This is a genomic window from Parabacteroides caeci, from assembly GCF_023656795.1.
GTDB classification, from domain to species: domain Bacteria; phylum Bacteroidota; class Bacteroidia; order Bacteroidales; family Tannerellaceae; genus Parabacteroides; species Parabacteroides segnis.
The window spans coordinates 37,348-51,456 of sequence record NZ_JAMOKT010000054.1; the positions used below are offsets into that span (position 1 = coordinate 37,348).

The 14,109-nt window shown below is 42.3% G+C and carries 13 protein-coding genes and 1 tRNA gene; 10 read left to right on the top strand and 4 right to left on the bottom strand.

All coding sequences use genetic code 11. The features are described 5' to 3' along the window. The first annotated feature begins 64 nt into the window (after positions 1-64). Positions 65-460 (top strand): response regulator, encoded by a 396-nt coding sequence (locus NBH15_RS22080; protein WP_128135172.1) that lies wholly within the window; start codon positions 65-67, stop codon positions 458-460. 75 nt (positions 461-535) lie between these two features. Here NBH15_RS22080 and NBH15_RS22085 read toward each other — a convergent pair whose 3' ends face one another. Next, on the bottom strand, positions 536-805 hold the full coding sequence (locus NBH15_RS22085; protein ID WP_009859792.1) for a hypothetical protein: 270 nt from the start codon (positions 803-805) through the stop codon (positions 536-538). A gap of 433 nt (positions 806-1,238) precedes the next feature. Between NBH15_RS22085 and NBH15_RS22090 the strand changes: the two genes are divergently transcribed. The 6 genes from NBH15_RS22090 to NBH15_RS22115 all read left to right on the top strand — a co-directional run bounded on the left by NBH15_RS22090 (position 1,239) and on the right by NBH15_RS22115 (position 7,822). Beyond that, entirely contained in the window at positions 1,239-2,129 is an 891-nt protein-coding gene (locus NBH15_RS22090) for a helix-turn-helix domain-containing protein (RefSeq protein ID WP_244050647.1), read from the top strand. Positions 2,130-2,167: 38 nt separating this feature from the next. Beyond that, on the top strand, positions 2,168-2,446 hold the full coding sequence (locus NBH15_RS22095; protein ID WP_128135171.1) for an HU family DNA-binding protein: 279 nt from the start codon (positions 2,168-2,170) through the stop codon (positions 2,444-2,446). A gap of 107 nt (positions 2,447-2,553) precedes the next feature. Continuing rightward, positions 2,554-3,123, top strand: coding sequence for an RNA polymerase sigma-70 factor (locus tag NBH15_RS22100; protein ID WP_250823563.1), 570 nt, complete (start codon positions 2,554-2,556; stop codon positions 3,121-3,123). 93 nt (positions 3,124-3,216) lie between these two features. Next, on the top strand, positions 3,217-4,092 hold the full coding sequence (locus tag NBH15_RS22105) for a FecR family protein (RefSeq protein WP_244050646.1): 876 nt from the start codon (positions 3,217-3,219) through the stop codon (positions 4,090-4,092). Between the two features lie 6 nt (positions 4,093-4,098). Continuing rightward, on the top strand, positions 4,099-6,807 hold the full coding sequence (locus NBH15_RS22110) for a TonB-dependent receptor (protein WP_250823564.1): 2,709 nt from the start codon (positions 4,099-4,101) through the stop codon (positions 6,805-6,807). 13 nt (positions 6,808-6,820) lie between these two features. Next, positions 6,821-7,822, top strand: a complete 1,002-nt coding sequence (locus NBH15_RS22115) for a DUF4249 domain-containing protein (RefSeq protein ID WP_250823565.1) — start codon at positions 6,821-6,823, stop codon at positions 7,820-7,822. Between the two features lie 157 nt (positions 7,823-7,979). Here NBH15_RS22115 and NBH15_RS22120 read toward each other — a convergent pair. The 3 genes from NBH15_RS22120 to NBH15_RS22130 form a co-directional block, all read right to left on the bottom strand. Next, positions 7,980-8,054, bottom strand: a tRNA-Pro gene (locus NBH15_RS22120). Between the two features lie 34 nt (positions 8,055-8,088). Next, positions 8,089-9,153, bottom strand: coding sequence for a 3-dehydroquinate synthase (gene aroB / locus NBH15_RS22125; protein WP_250823566.1), 1,065 nt, complete (start codon positions 9,151-9,153; stop codon positions 8,089-8,091). A 122-nt stretch (positions 9,154-9,275) separates the two neighbouring features. Beyond that, positions 9,276-9,875 carry a DUF3267 domain-containing protein gene (locus NBH15_RS22130; protein ID WP_250823567.1) on the bottom strand — a complete coding sequence of 200 codons (600 nt, stop codon included), beginning with the start codon at positions 9,873-9,875 and terminating at the stop codon, positions 9,276-9,278. A 150-nt stretch (positions 9,876-10,025) separates the two neighbouring features. Here NBH15_RS22130 and NBH15_RS22135 point away from each other — a divergent pair, with 150 nt between their 5' ends. The 3 genes from NBH15_RS22135 to NBH15_RS22145 all read left to right on the top strand — a co-directional run bounded on the left by NBH15_RS22135 (position 10,026) and on the right by NBH15_RS22145 (position 13,642). Continuing rightward, positions 10,026-11,234, top strand: a complete 1,209-nt coding sequence (locus NBH15_RS22135; protein ID WP_250823568.1) for a sensor histidine kinase — start codon at positions 10,026-10,028, stop codon at positions 11,232-11,234. Continuing rightward, positions 11,231-11,926, top strand: coding sequence for a response regulator transcription factor (locus NBH15_RS22140; protein ID WP_244050645.1), 696 nt, complete (start codon positions 11,231-11,233; stop codon positions 11,924-11,926). Before NBH15_RS22135 ends, NBH15_RS22140 begins: the two co-directional genes overlap by 4 nt. A 150-nt stretch (positions 11,927-12,076) precedes the next feature. Beyond that, the gene (locus tag NBH15_RS22145) at positions 12,077-13,642 is read left to right on the top strand and encodes a M81 family metallopeptidase (RefSeq protein ID WP_250823569.1); all 1,566 of its coding nucleotides are present in this window, start codon (positions 12,077-12,079) and stop codon (positions 13,640-13,642) included. Positions 13,643-14,109: the final 467 nt, after the last annotated feature.

Here is a 14,109-nt window from a genome sequence, read left to right on the forward strand (position 1 = left end):
TACTCCTGATAAGTTTGCGTATTTTAAATTAATTACAGAACTTTGTTGAAGTTACTTGAATATTATGATCATGGACGAAAACATAACAAACAAAGGCATCACTATCCTCATCGCAGAAGATGAAGAAAGTAATTTCTTATTATTAAAAACAATTCTGAAAAAGCATTGTAACGTACTTCATGCTAAAACGGGAGTAGAGTTATTGGATATCTATAAGGAGCAACATGCAGATCTGATCCTTCTGGATATTAAAATGCCGGAAATGAACGGGATTGATGCATTAAAGGAAATCCGGAAATTTGATCAGGACATACCTATCATCATGCAATCGGCTTATGCCTTTGAGAATGACATGGAAGCTGCCCGCCAGGCCGGAAGCAACGGGTTTGTAACCAAACCTATCAACATCAAGGAGCTCAAAAGCGTTCTCTCCAGCTTCTTACCGCAGTTGACATGGTAATTTCTTCGAAAATACAAAATAAAAAAGGAGATGCTTATTACAAGTATCTCCTTCTTATTTTAAATAAACGTTTACCTACTCATTAGCAGCTTCTGCTTTTTCGCATTCAGCTGCCTGTTCTTGTGCACCATAATAAGCACAATCTTCACCAATACCGATAAGCTGATTGATTGCATGTCTCTTATCCAAATCTGTGAAATAAGTTTCAACGACTTTATAAATATCGAAACCTCCCGTCGATCCGGCTGCCAGATTCAATGACTCTACCATTTTCTTAGCTGCATTGTGAATTTCTTTTTTGTCAATAAGATGCAACTCATTGCTGTGAATTAGATTCTTTCCCATGATGTTTGACTTTAAAGTTATACTCGCTTTTATTAATAACTACAGAATAAACAAGTTACTTCTACTTGCTGTTTCTTTACAGCTTTAAATATACAAACATCTTCTTATTTTCATACAATTTCATCCCTTTAATTTCATAGAATCTTCAAATTATCCTAAAGTACGGATATTTTCAACGTTTCGCCATCCCGAATAAAGGTTTGGCCGGGTACGAGAAAACGATGGTGACGTTCAAAAGAAATAACAAGATTTTTTATGAAATAACAATGAACAATATACCATAAACAATGGTTTTTATAAATTATAGGGGCATTGTCTGTAACAAAAAATGTCAATACACGTTCCATATTTCTTCATTGTCACACCATATTTCCACTACCTGAATATCATAAAGAACGATGTTTTAACTTTATACACAAAATATTATAGGGTGATGTCTTTAAATGAAAACAAATTGCATGTAGGAAATAATGACACCATTGATTCTATAAAAAATGATTTAACTATCTATGAGGATGTCAAACAAATTCCTATAACTCCGTATCCGTCATATATACAATACGGACTGGTTATGCTTTGCTCTGAAGGGAGTGCTAGAGTTAAAGTTCATACACATGAACATTTGCTTATAAATAAAGAACTTATCATTCTTCTACCTGGGCAACTCGTCTCAATAAACGAGATAAGTCCTGATTTTAAGATAAGCGCTTTTTCCATATCACAATCCTTATTTAATGATGTATTAAGCGGCATTCATAGATTTTCGCCACATTTCTTTATTTATATGCGAAATCATTTCCACTATAAATTAGTAGAAAGCGAGAGCATTAATTTTGAAAATTATTATAATCTGGTTTGTACCAAAGCCAGATCTGCCTCCAACCTGTATCCCCGGGAATCTGTGATTCATGTATTACGCATCCTCTATCTGGACCTGTACAATACATACAAAATCAGTTCTCTCCCCTATATTCCAACAATGGACATGCATAAAAAAGAGCTTGCAGACAAATTCTTTTATCTGATTATGCAACATTACAAAGAGAACAGGGAGGTCGCATTCTATGCTAAAGAACTATGTATTACTCCTAAATATCTGACAACGATAATAAAAGCTGTCAGCGGAAAATCAGCGAAAGACTGGATACTGGAATATATCATACTGGAAATAAAAGCACTATTGAGAGATTCTTCTCTTAATATCCAAGAGATTGTTGTAAAAACAAATTTCGCCAATCAATCTTCTCTTGGACGGTTCTTCCGTAAACACACTGGTATGTCTCCTTCCGAATACAGAAGAAGCATGATGGAAACATATTATTAATATTAAACAACATATCTAATAACTAATAAAATAAAGTCATGAACAGAAGTCAACTAATCAATGAATTAGCAACAAAAACAAATCTCAATAAACGGGATGTAACAACCATTCTCGATGCTTTTACCGAAATGGTTGCAGAAAAAACAAAGGCAGGCGACCGTGTTTTCATTCCCGGTTTCGGTTCATTCAAACCACGTCTGCAAACAAGCCGTCCGGCAAGAAACCCCAGAAACGGCGATGTTATTCAACTTACACCGCGAACGATTGTACATTTCAAATGTGCGTCTCTCTTAATAGAGAAAATGAACGAAAAATAAATGAAGAAAAGGGCTTATTTCAAAATAAGTCCTTTTTTTATTACGATTTGTCATACTTATCGATTAAAAAGTATCTTTGCAGCCACAGAATAACATGAAAAGGTATTATGACAGAGCAAGAGATCAGAAGATATTTACGACAGATGAAGGAAGAAGACTCCCAGACTGCCTTGCAGAAGTTCTATGATCTATGCTTTGACCGTTTTTTCCGTATTGCTTATTACTACCTGAAACGGGAAGAATGGGCGCAGGAAGTTGTACTCGACGTATTCATGAAAATCTGGGAAAAGCGAGAGTCACTACAAACGATAGTCAATCTGGAAGATTATTTCTTTATCACAGTAAAAAATGCCGCACTGAATTACCTGGCAAAAGAAGAACGGCAAAAACAGATTACCGAGATAATAGCCGATAAGATAGCCGACCAGGAAAATTCACCGGAAGAAATCTTTATCAACGAAGAACTTTTTTCCCACTATGTCAAAGCACTGGACCGTCTACCGGAAAAATGCCGGGAGATATTTATCCGCATACGGGAAGAAAAACAAAGCTATGCACAAGTCGCTAAAGAACTAAAAATCAGCATCAATACAGTTGACGTACAATTACAAAAGGCTGTAACCCGACTACGAGATATGTTATCACGCTACCTGAAGCCAGACAAGAACGGATCATAATCTTAACTTATTTTTACCAAATCGACATAGTGAGTTCCAGCGTACATCTCTGTCTTTATTTATGAAAACAATAATTAAACAGATAAAGAAAGGATGACACCTGAAAACAACAACTTTGATAAGATTCTGGAACAACTGGTTGCCTCTACCCGTTCACCGAGAGGACGCTTCTCCGCTAAAAACAGTTGGAAAATACTGGAAAGGCGTATCTCTCCTACCAGTGGAAAAATAAAATTACTCCGTATCGCAGGAAGCGTTGCAGCCTCCATACTCATCTGCCTAGCCAGTTGGTATACATATGATTATATCCAATCGGGCACCATACAGACTATTTCTACCCTGGCTGAAATACGGGACATTACACTACCCGACCAGTCTGTTGTCACCCTGAACCGTTACTCTACACTTAGCTTTCCTTCCCGTTTCAGGGGAGCCAAAAGAGAAGTCCGGTTAACAGGAGAAGCCTATTTCGATGTAGAAAAAGATACCAGGCACCCATTTATTGTAAAAGCAGAGTCCGTAAACGTACAGGTACTGGGAACCCAATTCAATGTGGAAGCCTATCCCGAAGACCCCGAAATAAAAACTACCCTGATCGAAGGTTCCGTTGCCGTCAGCATACCGGAAGAAAACCGGCGAATTGTGCTTTCCCCCAACGAAAGTGCCATCTATAACCGGTTACAGAAAAGTTTGCAACATGAAATAAATCCAAAAAGCAACAACGATATTGTCTGGCGAAACGGCCATTTCCTATTCGATTACCTGCCATTGCAGGAAATAACCCGGCAGCTTTCACATGCATTCAATATAAAAATAGAAATTACCGATCCCGAACTCCGGAATTACCATATACGGGCCAACTTCACCAACGGCGAAAGCCTGGAAGAAATGCTCGAATTATTAAAAGAAGCTGGTAATTTTAATTACACAATAACAAACAATACTATCATTATCAACACTAAGCTTTAGTATATTATGAACTATTCCATACATTACCCGCTTTTCCGCATCAGCCTCATATGTCTCTTGTGGGTTATTTTCGGGAGAACTCCTCTTGATGCCCAAAATAAAGACACATTATTAAATTTCAGTATCCGGAATGCTGCTTTAGAGAAATTCGCAAAGCAGTTGGAGGATTCTACCGGTTTCTCTTTCATCTACGGAGAAAAGATACAGCTTAAAAAGCCTGTAACCCTGGATATGACTCAATCCCCTATCACGGATATTCTACACAGGGCTTTCGAAAACGAAGCAATCGATTTTAAGATCTCGGGAAAATATATCTTATTAGATAAACGGAAAACATCCGTTAACCGCAAATATACAATCAGCGGCTATGTTACAGACGGGATATCATCGGAAACACTGATCGGTACGAATATCTTTGAACAAAACAGAAGGATAGGAACTTCAACCAACCCTTTCGGATTTTATAGCATTACGCTTCCCGAAGGAGATGCAGCACTTTCATTCTCCTACCTTGGTTATGCCACTCAAATATGCCGGTTCCGGTTGGAAAAGGATACCTTGCTGAATATCCGGTTACTGACCGACAATCAGTTAGAGGAAGTAGTCGTCCTGTCTAACAAAAGAGAAACCGGGATCCATGCCACTGCGATGAGTGCCCTTGATGTCCCGATGAAACAAATCCGCAATACCCCTGTTGTTCTGGGAGAAGCCGATTTACTGAAGACAATCCAGCTGTTACCCGGCGTACAGGCAGGTATGGAAGGATTCAGCGGTTTGCATGTACGTGGCGGCGGACCGGACCAGAACCTGATCCTGCTGGATGGTATTCCGATCTACAATGCAGACCACCTGCTGGGTGTATTCTCGATCTTCACCCCGGAGGCCATGAAAAAAGTGACTCTCTTCAAAGGCTCCTTTCCTGCCCGTTATGGCGGACGATTATCGTCTATCATCGATATCCGCACCAACGACGGCGATATGCAAAATTATCACGGAACGATCAGTGTCGGCCTGCTGACCAGTAAGCTGCATTTTGAAGGACCGATCATAAAAAACAAAACTTCTTTCTGTCTGACAGGACGCCGCACCTATCTGGACCTGGTGGCCAGACCTTTTCTGCCGGAAGATAAAAAATACAACTATTACTTCTATGATATCAATGCAAAAGTAAACCATAAGTTCTCCGACAAGAGCCGACTCTTCCTCAGCTTTTATAAAGGAAAAGACCATTATGATTACAAACGGGATAAGGAATACGACGGCTATGACGATGGTCCGCGTCTGTATTTCTATAACAGCAAAATCGACATCAACTGGGGAAATACTATTGCAGCCGGACGCTGGAATTATGTGTTCAACAATAAGTTGTTCAGTAACACGACTGTAGCATACAACCATTATCAGATGTCAATGGCTGACAGTTATAAAAAGGAAGCTACCGGAACCGAGAAAAAGACCAATGCCGATCCCATGCATAACGAAACCTATACATATAATTCCGATTACCGGTCAGGGATACATGATGTTAGCATCCAGGCAGATTTCGACTATACGCCTGCCCCGAACCATCATATCAAATTCGGCGGCTCTTATCTGAATCATACGTTCCGTCCGGAGGTCACAACCTCAAATGTGAGAGAAGCAGAAAACGGATCAGTAGCACAAGATACCGTCTATAAAGATTCTTCTAACAGTAATCTGCATGGCCATGAATGCGCTTTGTATGCAGAAAATGACTTCAACATAGGTACCCGGTTAAGTATTAATGCAGGTATACATCTTTCCTTGTTTTACACCCAGGGGAAAGGTTATTTCTCAGCACAACCCCGCCTGTCCGCCCGCTACCGCCTGAACAAGGACTATGCAATAAAAGGTTCATTTACTCAAATGGAACAGTACGTACATTTATTATCGTCGTCAGCCATCTCACTACCAACTGATTTATGGGTACCTGTTACTCAAAATATCCGCCCGATGCGGTCATTTCAATATGCTGCCGGGGGATACTATACAGGGATAAAAGGATGGGAGCTGTCGCTGGAAGGTTATTATAAAGATATGCATAATGTTCTGGAATATCAGGATGGTGCCTCTTTCTTCGGAACCTCAGGAGGATGGCAGGAAAAAGTGGAAATGGGCCGCGGACGTTCTTTCGGTCTGGAAATACTTGCGCAAAAAACATTGGGAAAAACAACCGGCTGGCTGGCCTATACAATTGCCAAAAGTGACCGCCAGTTCAAAGATGGCAGCATCAACTACGGAGAACGTTTCCCCTATAAATATGACCGTCGCCACAATATAAATTTTTGTGTGAACCATCAGTTCAGTGAACGGTTCGATATTGGACTCACCTGGATATTTAACACCGGAGGGGCAGCAACATTAGCCGAACAGCGTACCGGGACAATAAACGGAAACTTGCTCGATTATATCGAACACCGCAACAATTACCGGTTACCCGTCAGTCATCGATTGAACCTGGGAGTTAACTTCCATAAAAAAGTACGCCGGGGCACACACACCTGGAATATATCTGTCTACAATGCCTATAATGCCATGACTCCCAATTTGATCTATCTGGAAGAAGAATACATCGGACAAGAACATATTGGAGAAGGAGGTGTGCCTGAAACAACTTGGAAAAGGAAAACAAGGTTGATCAAACAGACTTTATTACCCTGTATACCTTCCGTCACTTATACATTTAAATTCTAAAACAGAAAATGACATGAAAAAGAATTTATCCTATCTATTATTCATACTCTATACATCTCTTTTCTCAGCTTGTGAGAACGAGATACCCTTCCGAAGTAAAATTCAAAAGCCCCAACTGCTCATGAATGCCTTTCTGGAGGCCGAAAAAGAAGAGAATCAGGTTTACCTGCATATCATTGATGACGAAACAACAACATTAGTGAACGATGGAGCCGTCACGATCTATGTCAACGGAGAGAAGAAAGAAGTTGCTGAAGCCGAATTGATCTCCGCCAGTTATAATGACTCTACAAAATACTGCCGCGTGAAAACCCGGTTTCTCCCCGGCGATCTGGTACGCCTGGAAGCAGCTGCGGAAAACGGGCAATATCACGCCTGGGTTGAAGTAAAAATACCCCAACCGATCGAAAAGATTATACGAGTAGATACCCTTCTGACTAAAATTAAAATAGGATATTATATGGATAACTGCATCCGGTACAGAATCACATTCAACGACCGACCCGGAGAAAAGAACTATTATCAACTGCGCATCCAGGAAAACACTTACCGGACATATCCGGAGGAGGGAACAACATACGGACCGGAAATCATGTATTTGGATATAATCAATCAAGAAGATATCGTGTTGACCGATGGTCATCTCAGTACTGCCGATGATGAAGAATTCGGTATCCTTGATATGACCGTCCAAAATGTGAACAATGTATTCACCGACAGTCGTTTCGAAAATGGATCTTACACGCTTAACGTATATACCCGCTACTATGATCACAAGAATATGGACGAAAAGCTGCTTGTAGAGACAGATGCCGTCATCCGGCTACTCTGTATCACCCAGACAGACTATCAGTATATGCGTGCCATGAACTGCCTTGAGTCGGGAAACTATAACGAAACCTTTATGGAACCGGTCATTATACCTCAAAACGTTGTCGGCGGATTAGGGTTTGTCGGTGCCAGCTCCGAAAAACAAATGACGATTCGTATCCTGACCCGCCCACCGTTGTGGTAAATAACGGTCACTGGAAATTCATTCCCCAAGTCCAATAATAGCAAAATAGTTAAAGAGAAGTTCACCACAAAGGCTACCAAACCGGTACATATCACAATTAAGGATTATAAAAAAAGGAGATAAGTTTTAAACTTAACTCCTTTATGCTCAGCAAATGTCGGGGTGAGAAGATTCGAACTTCCGACCACACGCCCCCCAGACGCGTACTCTAACCGGGCTGAGCTACACCCCGTTTTCTTTACGGCTGCAAAGGTAATATTTTTCCTTTATACACCAAAACTTTCGCGGTAAAAATCTAACGACTCCAGGATTTTTTCCTTTGTCACTGCCTGATTTATCTGAACCTCACCGATTTTAGACAAAAGGGTAAAGTTGATTATACCACCTTCATTCTTCTTATCATGGGTCATCAGTTCATATAAAGTTTCGTAGTCTTTGCAATCAAAGATGAAAGCCGGATAATATTCTTTGATATACTGGATAACCTGGCTCAGATTGCTCGAAGGGAAACCGCATAGCTTGTGGGACAGGTATAACTCGCTCACGATACCGGCAGCCACCGCATGACCGTGCAATAGAGGACGGTTCTTTTTGAAAGAAAGACTTTCGTAGGCATGTCCAATCGTATGGCCGAAGTTCAAAGCCTTGCGGATACCGTGTTCTTTCGGGTCCTCTGCCACGATACGTTCCTTAACGGCAACCGATTGCGCCACCATCTTATTCAGGAATGCATAATCCATCTTCTGGTCGAGGTCGAACAACATAACCGTCGCATAGGTATCCATCGAACTGATCAGCGCATGTTTAATCATTTCCGCATAGCCGGATAACAGGTTATCCCTATCCAACGTACGAAGAAATTCACAATCGATAAACACGCATTCCGGCGGATAGAAAGAACCTATTTCGTTCTTTAATCCGTTGAAATTAATACCGGTCTTACCTCCCACGGCAGCATCGACCGAGGCCATCAGTGTTGTAGGAATATTGACCGTCTTCAACCCGCGTTTGAAAGTAGCACCGGCAAAACCGCCCATATCCGTCACCATGCCACCACCCAGGTTCACCAACAGCGAGTTACGGGAAGCCCCTTCATTGGAAAGGCGCATCCAGATATTCGACAAGGCCTCCAAGCCTTTATGCGTATCACCGGCATCGACAGTTATTACCGGAGCCTCTTTGATTGCCGGCACATCCTGTATCAGCGGATAACACTTTTCCAGTGTATTTGTATCGGTAAGAATAAACAGTTTATCGTAATTCAGTGCAGCAAGGAATGCCTGTAAATCAGCTTTCAAATCCTTACTGATCACTACTTTTTGTTCGGCCATATATTTTATTATTTTGCTTCTTAGGTTACAAAGGTATTATTTGTTATTCGATTATCAAAGAAGAAGACAAGAGAGTTCTCCTGCCTTCTTTCATAAAAATAGTGTGTTTATAGGTTTAGGTCTTAATAAGAATTCTTTATAATAGTTGCACTTAAAGACTCATCTCCATCCACGATTTTATCGTCACCATTGAAAGTACGGAGCTTCCAGAAATAATAGCAATCGGCGCCGCTGCCCACAACACAGAAGACACCAATAAAAAAGCAGACATCATTTCCTGTACAAAGACCATGTATAAAAGGAAGTAAACCAATTAGAACAAACGGAGTCAGCAACGCTATCCGGTAATATTTCAAAAGTAGCGGTTTCTTCACCAGAAATCCTAATGTCTTCCAGTCCGTGTTCCAATGGATCGCCCGGCGATCTTTTCCGGTAAACCAATACAGCAGACCATATTGAAGCAAGGTATATACTATATAACAAAGAGCCATAATAATTGTACCTTTTATAGATAAAGCCTGTAGCCTGACAGTGTTTCCCAGTTCATATCTGGCGCCATAACTTGAGCCATCTCCCCAAATATAGTTGAACAATATAACTCCGCCTACGACAAAAAAGAACAGATAGAGCAATATCGTTATATTTGCCCGGGCCGCACTCACTTTCACTTCTACCCCTTCCGGGTGAGAATATTCTTCCAAATTCTTTTCTTTTGTTTCCATATCGTTTGTTTTTATTTGATTTCTATACCGCAAAGATACAGGGGAGTAAAGAAACAGAATGTTATCTCAACGTTATCTTTACGTTAAGATAAAAAGGGAGGATGCCGGAAAAACGAAAATACCTATCTTTGTCAACGAAATCAAAGTATTATGACGAAATCATTCTACATTATATTAACAGCCGCCGCCTCTTTAATTGTCCTTTTCCTAATGGGACAATGGATCGGGCGAAGTTATTCACTGACCAAAGAGCAACTGGCACGACAGATACACGAATCCTTCTGCCACGCCACCGAACGTTACCAAACAAACAAAACAAAAAACCTCCCGACCCTCTTCCGGGAAGAACTCGACAAATACCATCTCGACAAACTGGCATTCCGCATAGATACGGTTTTCCTGAACAGCCCCGATATTGTTCAACGGGAAAGCATCCGCTATTTCACTGATTACAATGACTTATTCAACAAACAACACACTTTTGTTTTTCCAATCAATGACACACAGGGAATACGAGCTTACATAAGAAATCCGCGGGCAGGCTCTATCGGCAAGCTGCTCTACTTTTTCTTCGGAACGACTATTGCACTGGGGATTCTTCTGATCTGTATCCGGAAGCAAATCAAAATTATCAAACAACAGGACGAGATCGCACGAATACGGGAAGACTTCTCCTATGCGATGATCCACGATATGAAAACGCCTCTCAGCTCGATCCTGATGGGTGCCCGTATCCTCCGAAGCGGAAAGCTGGACGGAAAACCGGAGAAGAAAGAGAAATACTTCGACATCCTGGAAGAAGAAGCACAACATCTACTGGCCCTGACTAACAAAGTGCTGACCATCTCCAAGCTGGAACACGGGCAATTACTGCTTGAAAAAAGCCTGATCCCTATCCGCCCGATGTTGGAGGAACTGACACAGTTATTCACTGCCAAGACGAATAAAACCGTCACTTTCCGGTTAAACATAGAAGCGGTAGATATATTTGCAGATGAAGAATATCTGAAAGAGGCTGTCAGCAACCTGATAGACAATGCGATCAAATATTCCGGGGAGTCGGTTGAGATACAGATCACTTCCTGCCGATATAACCAATTTACACAAATCAAGGTAATAGACAACGGGATCGGTATTTCCCTTGCTGCACAGAACCATATATTCGACAAGTTCGAACGGGCTTCGATCAACCGGAGCAATGCTGCCGACGGTGTTACGGGTTTCGGCCTGGGACTGAATTATGTCATGAACGTCACCCGCTCGCACGGCGGCTATGTCAGCGTCGAAAGCCAGGAAGGAAAATACAGTGAATTTACCATCTCATTACCAGTATCCACCACAGAAGAAACAACAGTATGATCAAATTATTATTAGTAGAAGACGATGCCAACCTGAGTTATATCATTCAGGGAGGATTGGAAGATATGATAGGCGGTTATGAGGTGATCATCGCCTGCAACGGGAAAGAAGGCCTGGAGAAATACCGGCAGGTAAAACCGGATATTATCGTTGCCGACATCGAAATGCCGGTCATGGACGGCTACGAGATGGTGCGCCGTATCCGGGAGACGGACAGAGAGCTCCCGATCCTTTTCTCATCCGCCCGTGTTTCACCGAAAGACGTGGTAAAAGGGTATGAACTGGGAGTGGACAATTATGTCAAAAAGCCTTTCCTGCCGGAAGAACTGGATGCACATGTCCGCGCGTTGCTCCGCATGAAGCAAGGGAATACGGAAAAAGTTAAAAACCAGACATGGACAATAGGCGGATATACCTTGGATCCGGCACAGGCAACCTTGCGCCATATCTCCGGAAGCAACCACTTACTGACACCCCGTGAGAACGGGATACTGGAACTATTATTCCGTAAACCGGGAGAAATTATCCGCCGTGAAATCATTTTAGACAAATTCTGGAATACGGAAGACGATTACTTTGCTTCCCGCAGCCTGGATGTCTTCGTCACGAAGCTCCGCAAACTATTGTCACAAGACGAAAAAGTCAGTATCAAAACGATAAGGGGGACCGGTCTGATGATCACGATATCCTGACCTACCAGGCAAGAAGTCAAGGCATTGGCAAATAAATATTCCTGACTTTGAATAATTTCTCATATATTTCCACTAAGTTTAACCCTGATTTTAATCATATATACATCCCATATATTTTTATTATGTCATACTATTAAATTTAAACGAACCATGAAGAAAGTTTTCCTATTCCTGAGTCTCTGCCTGTTGGTCGCGTCATTCGCCAACAATGCCGCCGCGCAGCAACAGAAACCACGTATCGGCGTTGCCGGTATACAAATCGAGAACAGCGTATTTATGCCCAACAGGCAACCGATAGTCGGAAGGCCGCTCACTTTGCCGGATTATCTGAGTCCGGATTCTGCCATGGGACAGGCGGCAACATGGCTTCCCTCCCTGATGGGCCGTGGCGGTGGCCGCGGACCGGTTACGAAAGAATCATACGACGCCTTCGTCAACGAAGCGCTTGAAATAATAAAGGCGAACATGCCTTACGATGCTTTCTGGTTTTACAATCACGGGGCATGCAGCGTGGATGGAGTTGCCGATCCGGAGGGTGAGTTTATGGAAAAAGTCCGCAGCGTTATCGGTAACGACGTCCTTGTTACGACCACTATGGACCTTCATGGCAATGCATCCTGGCTCGTAGCCCTTAACTCCGACCTGATTACAACTTACCGCAAAGCCCCTCACGATGATTCACGTGAATCGCATCGTCGTGGCGTAGTCAATCTGCTGGATCGACTAGCCTCCGGTAAAGGACGTCCAGCCTATAAAGCATGGGTAGCCGTTCCGGTACTAGTTTCCGGAGAATGGTCGAGTACGCGTGCCGAACCAGCCAAATCGCTTTATGCCATGGTTCCCGAAGTTGAAGCAATGCCGGGCGTAATAGATGCAGGTATCTGGATCGGTTATGTATGGGGAGACGACCGGCGCAACCAGGGAGTAGTGATGGTTTACGGTGACGACAAAGCACAGGTAGAAGCAGGCGCAAAGAAACTGGCGCAAAAATTTTGGGATGTCCGCCGCCAGTTCACATTGGAAGCTCCGGGGCATCCGCTCGAAAAATGTCTCGATCTGGCCCTGACCAGCGACAAGAAGCCTTTCTTTATCAGCGATATGGGTGACAATCCCGGTGGTGGCGGTTCAGGCGAAGTTACATGGACATTAGCCCGGGTATTGAAACGTCCGGAACTTCAATCTCCAAACGGCAAAAGCCTGCTTTACTGTTCTATTCCAGGAAGCGAGATGGTTGAAGCCGCACGTAAGGCTGGTGTCGGCGGCCATGCAGAAGGATATGTAGGAGCTATGACGGACAATGCTTATGAACCTCCTGTCTGGTTATCCGGCACGGTAATATATGTCAGCCCCGTTCAGGATCAGAACCAGGCCTCCGAATCTCCATACAGAACACGCAGCGATATCGCTATTATCAAAACAGGAAGTATTTATGTCGTCGTGGGAACATCTTCTCCCACACCCAACCTGGAAGGTACCGGAATAGATCCCCGAGAAATGGATATTGTAATGGTTAAACAGGGTTACCTGGTAAACCAATGGTACAATATGAAAGCAGACTGGGTGATGGCTCTGACCCGCGGCGGAGTGGATCAGGATTTCAAAAGCATTCCGTATAAGAACATCGTCCGGCCTATGTTCCCATTAGACCCGGATATGCCGGACCCGGAACTGAATGTTATATTTGTTCCCTCGGCAAAACATTTGTACGGAAGATAAACACCTACATAGTTAGTAAGACATAAAAACCGTTCACCTGTCACCTTTTAGTCAATAAACAACTGGAATAAAATACATTAAACGGCAATTATCAGGGTGAATGGTTTGCCAAAAAGGTGAATGGTTACCTGCAACCGTTCACCTTTGCCTACTAACACTTCTCCAATAATAAACTACTCAAAAATCAATAACCTATTAAGACAAAAGAAACAATCAACTGCCTTATTCACCCAGGTCGGTAAGTTTTTCGATAATGGTCAGTAAGCTTAACGACCTACGTCGACAAGCTTAACGACAGCCATCTTTATATTTATAGGTAATATGTTTCAGACTAATAGAAAAGATGTCCTGTCCTGAAATAAGTTGACAAAATACCAAAGTAAACTTATGTCAGAATCGAAACATGTAGGTTGTATCCGTTACAGCCATGAATTAAAATTAGAGATAACTAAACGTTACTTGTCCGA